General features: G+C 63.2%; 5 protein-coding genes. All 5 read right to left on the bottom strand.

What is annotated here, in order from left to right; translation table 11 throughout:
* Positions 1-79 precede the first annotated feature (79 nt).
* Complete coding sequence (gene dbpA / locus JWR98_RS28500) at positions 80-1,417, bottom strand: ATP-dependent RNA helicase DbpA (RefSeq protein WP_232964675.1); 1,338 nt, start codon at positions 1,415-1,417, stop codon at positions 80-82.
* A gap of 129 nt (positions 1,418-1,546) precedes the next feature.
* A complete protein-coding gene (mdtD, locus tag JWR98_RS28495; protein WP_078735001.1) occupies positions 1,547-2,974 on the bottom strand; it encodes a multidrug transporter subunit MdtD in 1,428 nt (475 codons plus the stop codon).
* A 35-nt stretch (positions 2,975-3,009) separates the two neighbouring features.
* Entirely contained in the window at positions 3,010-3,900 is an 891-nt protein-coding gene (locus tag JWR98_RS28490) for an alpha/beta fold hydrolase (protein WP_078735000.1), read from the bottom strand.
* A gap of 206 nt (positions 3,901-4,106) precedes the next feature.
* A complete protein-coding gene (locus JWR98_RS28485; protein WP_078734999.1) occupies positions 4,107-5,423 on the bottom strand; it encodes a TldD/PmbA family protein in 1,317 nt (438 codons plus the stop codon).
* Entirely contained in the window at positions 5,423-6,865 is a 1,443-nt protein-coding gene (locus JWR98_RS28480; RefSeq protein ID WP_205491833.1) for a TldD/PmbA family protein, read from the bottom strand. The genes JWR98_RS28485 and JWR98_RS28480 overlap by 1 nt, the downstream gene beginning before the upstream one ends.
* Positions 6,866-6,983: the final 118 nt, after the last annotated feature.

The raw sequence follows: 6,983 nt of genomic DNA, 5'->3' as shown, positions 1-6,983 counted from the left end.
GGCTCGGCAGCTGCTACGGACCTATATCGGGGGCAAGCCCCCTCCCACATTGGATCTCCGATAAATTTGGAGATCCGCGTTACAGGATCCGCACGCGCAACGAACGGCCCTTGATCTTGCCGTCATTCAACCGCTGCAACGCCTGCTTGGCGATGCCACGCTCCACGGCCACGAAGGCCTGGAAATCAAAGATGGCGATCTTGCCGACCTGGGCGCCCGGGATGCCGGCCTCGCCCGTCAAGGCGCCAAGAATGTCACCTGGGCGAACCTTGTCTTTACGCCCGGCGGCGATGCACAGGGTGCTCATCTGCGGCAGCAGCGGACCACCGCTTTGCGGCTTGAGGTTGTCCAGTTGGTCCCAGTTCAGCGGCGACTTCTGCAGTTGCTCGATGGCCTGGGCGCGGTGCGCTTCGGACGGCGCCACCAGGCTGATGGCGATACCGGTCTCGCCGGCGCGGCCGGTACGGCCCACGCGGTGGATGTGGATTTCCGAGTCGCGGGCCAGTTCGACGTTGATCACCATGTCCAGCGCATCAATGTCCAGGCCACGGGCGGCAACGTCGGTGGCCACCAGCACCGAGGTGCTGCGGTTGGCGAACATGGCCAGCACCTGGTCACGGTCACGCTGTTCCAGGTCGCCATGCAGGCCGACGGCAGAGATGCCCTTGGCCGTCAGGTGGTCCACGGTTTCCTGCACTTGCTGCTTGGTAAAGCAGAACGCCACGCACGACGCCGGACGGAAGTGCGCCAGTACCTTGGTCACGGCGTCCATGCGTTCTTCCGGCGAGATTTCGTAGAAACGCTGCTCGATCTGGTCGTCGGAGTGGAACGCCTCGGCCTTCACCTGCTGCGGCGCACGCATGAACTTCGACGCCAGTTGCTTGATGCTCACCGGGTAGGTGGCCGAGAACAGCAGGGTCTGGCGGCGTGGCGGGGTCTTGCTGATGATGTCTTCGATGGCGTCGTAGAAGCCCATGTCGAGCATGCGGTCGGCTTCATCGAGGATCAGCGTGTTCAAACCGTCGAGGACCAGCGAACCCTTGCGCAGGTGTTGTTGGATACGGCCCGGAGTGCCGACGATCACGTGGGCGCCGTGTTCCAGTGAGGCGATCTGCGGGCCGAGGGACACGCCGCCGCACAGGGTCAGCACCTTGATATTGTCTTCGGCGCGGGCCAGGCGACGGATTTCCTTGGCGACCTGGTCGGCCAGTTCACGGGTCGGGCACATCACCAGCGCCTGGCAGCCGAAGTAGCGCGGGTTGATCGGGTTCAACAGGCCGATACCGAACGCAGCGGTCTTGCCGCTGCCGGTCTTGGCCTGGGCAATCAGGTCCAGCCCTTTGAGGATCACCGGCAAGCTTTGCGCCTGGATCTGCGTCATCTCGACATAACCCAGCGAGTCGAGGTTAGCCAGCATGGCGGCGGACAGGGGCAAAGTATTAAAAGCGGTGGCGATGGTAGTCACGGGACTGGCTCTGCAAAACAAAATGTCGCGCAGTGTAGCAGTCCGTGGGATTTTCCCTGCAAGTTCTCGACGAGACGCCCGCTAGTGCTCGATATCGTGTTCGCGGCTGACCACGCGTTTGCCGTCTTTTGGCGACAATTGCAGGAAGATCGCCGCTGCCAGCATCGCCATGATGCCGACGGTGAGGAACGTCAACTGAAACGCGCCGAGCACGCTTTCCACGCCGTCATTGCCGGACTCCGCGGTAAACCCGCCGAGCAACGCACCGGCGCAGGCCACGCCGAGGCTCAGGGACAGTTGCGCCACCACCGACAGCAAACTGTTGCCGCTGCTGGCCTGGGCGTCGTCGAGGTCGATCAGGGTGACGGTGTTCATCGCGGTAAATTGCAGCGAGTTGATCGCCCCCAGTACCGCCAGCATGCCCAGCAGCAATGGGTAGGGCGTGTGCTCCGTGACCAGCCCCATGCTGGCCAGCATGATCCCCAGCGCCAGGGTGTTGCCGGTCAGCACCACGCGGTAACCCAGGCGCTCGATCAGCGGCCGGGCGATGGACTTGGCAAACATCGCCGCCGCTGCCAGGGGCAACATGCTCATGCCGGCTTGCGACGGCGAATAACCCAGCGCCACCTGTAACAGCAGCGGCACCAGGAACGGCAGCGCACCGCTGCCCAGCCGCGCGAACAGGTTGCCCAGGATGCCCACCGCAAAGGTGCGCGTCTTGAACAGCACCGGTGAGAACAGCGCGTGGTCGATATGCCCGGCGCGCAGCCAGTAAGCCGCCAGGCACGCCAGCCCGCCGAACAGCAGCAACATCACCCGCAAGTGCGGCAGGTGCAGTTCACCCAGGCCTTCCATGGCGATGGTGATCAGCACCATCGCCGCGCCAAACAGCAGGAAGCCTGCGCCATCGAAGCGTGTGCGCTCGCTGCCGCGCAGGTCGGGGATGAATTTCCACACGGCGTAGCAGCCGATCATGCCCACCGGCAGGTTGATCAGGAAGATCCAGTGCCAGGTCAGGTATTGCACCATCCAGCCGCCCATGGTCGGGCCGAGCAAGGGGCCGAGCAGGCCGGGGATGGTGATGAACCCCATGATCCGCACCAGTTCGGAGCGGGGATAGGCACGCAACACCACCAGCCGCCCCACCGGCAACATCAACGCACCGCCCAAGCCCTGTACCACTCGCGCCCCCACCAGCATGGTCAGGCTGCTGGACAAGGCGCACAGCAAGGAGCCGATGCTGAACAGCATGATCGCGCCAAAGAAGATTTTCTTGGTGCCGAAGCGGTCGGCGATCCAGCCCGACGCCGGAATCAGCAACGCGACGGTGAGCATGTAGGCGATCACCACCCCTTGCATGCGCAGCGGGTTTTCCGCCAGGTCCCGGGCCATGGCCGGCAGTGCCGTGTTCAGAATCGTCCCATCCAGCGACTGCATGAAGAAGGCAATTGCCACCACCCAGGGGAGCCAGCGGGCGGTCTTGGCATCGAGAGGGGCGCGATTCGGCATGGGATCCCTTTTGTTAGCAGGCTATGTGTCGGCGATTATGCGTCATTCGTCGCGCCTTTTCCCACTGGCGGTTCGTCTAATTCCGACAGCGCTGCGTGCTCGCCCACCAGGAAATTCAACAGCGCCCGGTGCACCGCCAACGCGGCCTCGCGGGACTCCAAATCGAGCAAATGGCCGGTGTGTTCGGCCACGGTGAAGCTGCTGCGTCCCACGTATTGCTTGAACAATTGGGCGTCGGCGGCCGGGGTGTATTCGTCCAGGGCGCCGTTGAGGAAATGCACTGGCGTTTCAATCTGCCGCAGTGCCGGCAGGTAGTTGCCATCGCCCAGGGCCAGCACCTGATGGATATGAAAGCGCGCCTGGCGGTACTCGGTGGTGGCCATGCTCGACAGGTGGCGGTGGTTGTTGCGCTTGAGGCGCGGCGACAGGTATTTGCCGACCGTCTCGTTGAGCAAGTGACCGACGGCGGATTTGTCATCGGCCTCGATCAGCACGCGCACGCGCTCTACATAGTCGAGCATCGCCGGGTTGAGGTTGGGCGCCAGGGCCATCACCACCGAGCTTTCGATGGAGGGCGGGTTATGCGCCAGGGTCAGCAACGTCGAGATGCCGCCCCAGGAGGCCGATACCAGATGGTTGACTTCAAAGCGCTCGACCAGGGCGCGCAGCATCTGTACTTCATCGTCCTTGGTCACCAGGTCCAGGTCGGTGTTGTGTTCGCGCGAATAACCGGAGAACGGCAAGTCGAACAGCAGCACATTGAAATGCGCAGCCAGGCATTTGCTCGTACGGGCGAAGGAGCGCGTGGTCGACAGCGCGCCGTTGACCATCAGTACGGTCTTCTTGTGTGGGTCGTTGCCGAGTTGCTCTACATGGACGTTGTAGTGTTTGAACAGCTTTTGTATGACGAAACTTCCCTGGTTCATCGCAGCACTCCCTGTGGTGTGGCGGTATGCCATTAACTCTTATAACGGGGTTTTTTGCGGGCGACAACAGGCTGCCCGTGCAAGCTGGGAGGAAGAGAATTTACTGTAGGAAGGGCCGAAGCCGAGAGGTTTGAATTCAGCACAAGACAGTGTGGGAGGGGCGGTGCGACGATTCGACTTGCTCCCTCCCACAGGGATTTTGGTGCTTAGAGGGTCAGTGTCAGGCGCTTGATCAAGGCGCCGGGAAGCAGGTTGGATGAAGTATTGCGCTGCCCGTAGGTACTGGCCGACAGCAGCAGTTCGCGTTCAGCCGTCAGCGCTTCCAACTGCGAACCCAGCAAGTGGTAGACGCTGTCATCAAAACGCATGGTGCTGACCGGTGCCTTGATCTCGCCGTCTTCCACCCAGAACGTGGCAAAACGCGTCATGCCGGTCAGGCGCGCCGCCGGCAGGTCGGAATAGTTGAGGTACCACAGGTTGCTGATGTACAGCCCGGTGCCCAACTGCTTGAGGATATCGGCCTGGGCCAGGCTGCCCGCCGCCATCTGCAAGGCGCTGGGGGCTTCATCGCGGCTGGCGCCGTTGGCGCTCAGGCCGTATTCGGCGGCGCTGCGCGAATTGACCAGTTGGCCGTCGGCCTTGCCGGCGTTGATCAGGGTCACGTCGCTGCGCGGGTAGCCCTCGGTGGAGAACGCCTGGCTCAGGGAGCCGCTGACCTGTTCGTTCACCGTCACCAACGGGCTCAGCTGTTGCTCGCCGGCGTACAGCCGTTGCAGCGAACTGCCTTTGCTGGCGATGGCCTGGGCCGAGAACCCGCCCCAAGTGATGATGCTGATGATTTCTTCCAGCGCGGCCGGCGCCAGGTAGGCGCGGTACTGTCCGGGCGGCAACGGGTGTAACGGGCGGTCGAGGAACGCCAATTGCTCGCGCGCCTGCTGCAAGCGCGCGATGAACTCGGCGCTGTCCCAGGTGTGCCCGGCGTAGCTGGCTTTGACGGCTTCGCCATTGGCATGGAACAGGCTGAAATCGAAGTTGAAGCTATTGGCCCGGTGCCAGCCGAATGCGCCGTCCGAACTGGCGAAGCCACGGCTGATCGGGCCGGCGGCGTAGATGCCTACCAAGTCGACGCCGTCGGCGGCCTGGCTGATGTCTTCCAGCACCCGCGCCAGTTCGGGCAGCGGCCGCGCCTGCTCATTGTTGCTTTGCCAGGCGTTGTGGTTGAGCAACAGGTACGGGTCCTGCGGCAACAACGGTAAGGTTTCGCGCAGTTGCCGCAGGCCATCGGCGAGGCGCTGACGGTCCAGTTCGGGCTCGCCGGCCAGGGTGATGCCGAGGTCGGCATGCCGGCCGCCGTTGATCAGTTTAAGGTTGATGCTGGCCTGCTGCACTTGCCCGGCCTGGCGTACCTTGGCGTGGTTGAAGCGCACGAACTCGGAGGCTTCCGCCGCGTAGCCGAGGTGAAATTGTTCCTTGTCGGTGATGGCCTGTTTGAGCCATTGCACCAGTGCCTTGAAATCATTCATCAGGCGTCTCCCCCGAATACGTCAACATTGCTGAACACACAGGCCGGCGACGCATGGCCGACGCGGATCACCTGGTTGGGTTCGCCCTTGCCGCAGTTCGGCGTGCCCAACACCTTGAAGGTGCTGGCGTCGCCCACGGCGCTGAGCTTGCGCCAGAACTGCGCGGAAATGGCCCGGTAGTTGGGGTTCTTCACCACGCCCTTGAGTTCGCCGTTTTCGATCAACTGGCCCCATTCGCAGCCGAACTGGAACTTGTTGCGCGCGTCATCAATGGACCACGAACGGTTGGTCGACATCAGGATGCCGCTTTCGATGCCACCCACCAGTTGTGCCAGGCTCTTGTCGCCAGCCTCGATATTCAGGTTGGCCATGCGGTCGATCGGCGGGCGGTTCCAACTGCTCGCGCGGCTGTTGGCCACGCCGCTCATGCCTGAACGAAATTGCGACAACGCCCCACCCAGCGGCTTGAGCAACAGCCCCTCGCGGATCAGGAATTGTTTGCTGGCGCGGCTGCCATCGTCGTCATGGCTATAGCTGGCGAGCTGTTCGGGGATGTCCGGGTCGAAGGTCACGTTGAGCAGTGGGGAGCCGTATTGCAAATGGCCGAAGTCGCTGGCTTTCACAAAACTGGTGCCGGCGTAGTTGCGTTCGTCACCGAGGATGCGGTCCAGTTCCAGCGGGTGACCGATGGATTCGTGGATCTGCAGGATCATCTGATCGGGCATCAGCAGCAGGTCGCGTGGTCCCTGGGGCGTGTTCGGCGCCAGCAGCAGTTGCAGGGCTTCATCGGCCACCCGTGGCGCCGCGCCGATCAGGCCGAAGCGGCTGATCACGTCAAAGCCGCCTTGCTGGCCGAAGTTGGTGCCGCCCAGGGTACGGGTCTGGCTGTCGTTGCCATCAAAGGCCGTGACGTTGACGCCGGGGAATACAAAACGCTGGGCCTGACGCAGTTCGGCGCCGGCCGTGTTGAGGTAGATCTGCTCGACGTGGGTCAGGCCCAGGCTCACGTCCCAGCTCACCAGGCGCTCGTCCTTGGGCACGGCGGCAGACTCGTCGCCCAGCAGTTGGTAGCAGTCGCTCAAGGCGGGGAAGGGCTGGTCGAGGTCGGGCGACAGGTAGTCGGCGACGTCGCTGGACACCGGTTGTTCGCGCAGGTCGAGCAGCGCATGGGGTTTGATGCGCCGGGCTTGCTGTTCGGCGCGCTCAAGGGCGGCTTGCAGGCCGGCAAGCGAGATATCGTTGGTCGCGGCGTAGGCTTCCACCCCATTGAGGCGCACGGTGAGCATGGCGCCTTCGTCGTGGCTCAGGTGCGGGGGGTCGGCGACGTTCTTGCGTACCGACAGGTAGTGGCCGGATTCGCGGACGTAACGCAGGGAGAAAAATTCGGCGGCGGTGCGCAGGGCACTGAAGTGTTTTTTGAGTGTGGCGTGGTGGTCGAACATGGGGCCTTCCTTGTGGGCGGCTCAGCGCGGGCAGGCAAACAGAGTAGGCCTGGGCTGGGGGCTGATCAAGGACAGTGTAGAGGGGAGGTTTTGCTGTGTCTGGTAGGGCCCAATCGGG

It is taken from the genome of Pseudomonas lactucae, assembly GCF_016937615.1.
Classification (GTDB): domain Bacteria; phylum Pseudomonadota; class Gammaproteobacteria; order Pseudomonadales; family Pseudomonadaceae; genus Aquipseudomonas; species Aquipseudomonas lactucae.
This window is presented reverse-complemented; position numbering and strand designations above follow the sequence as displayed.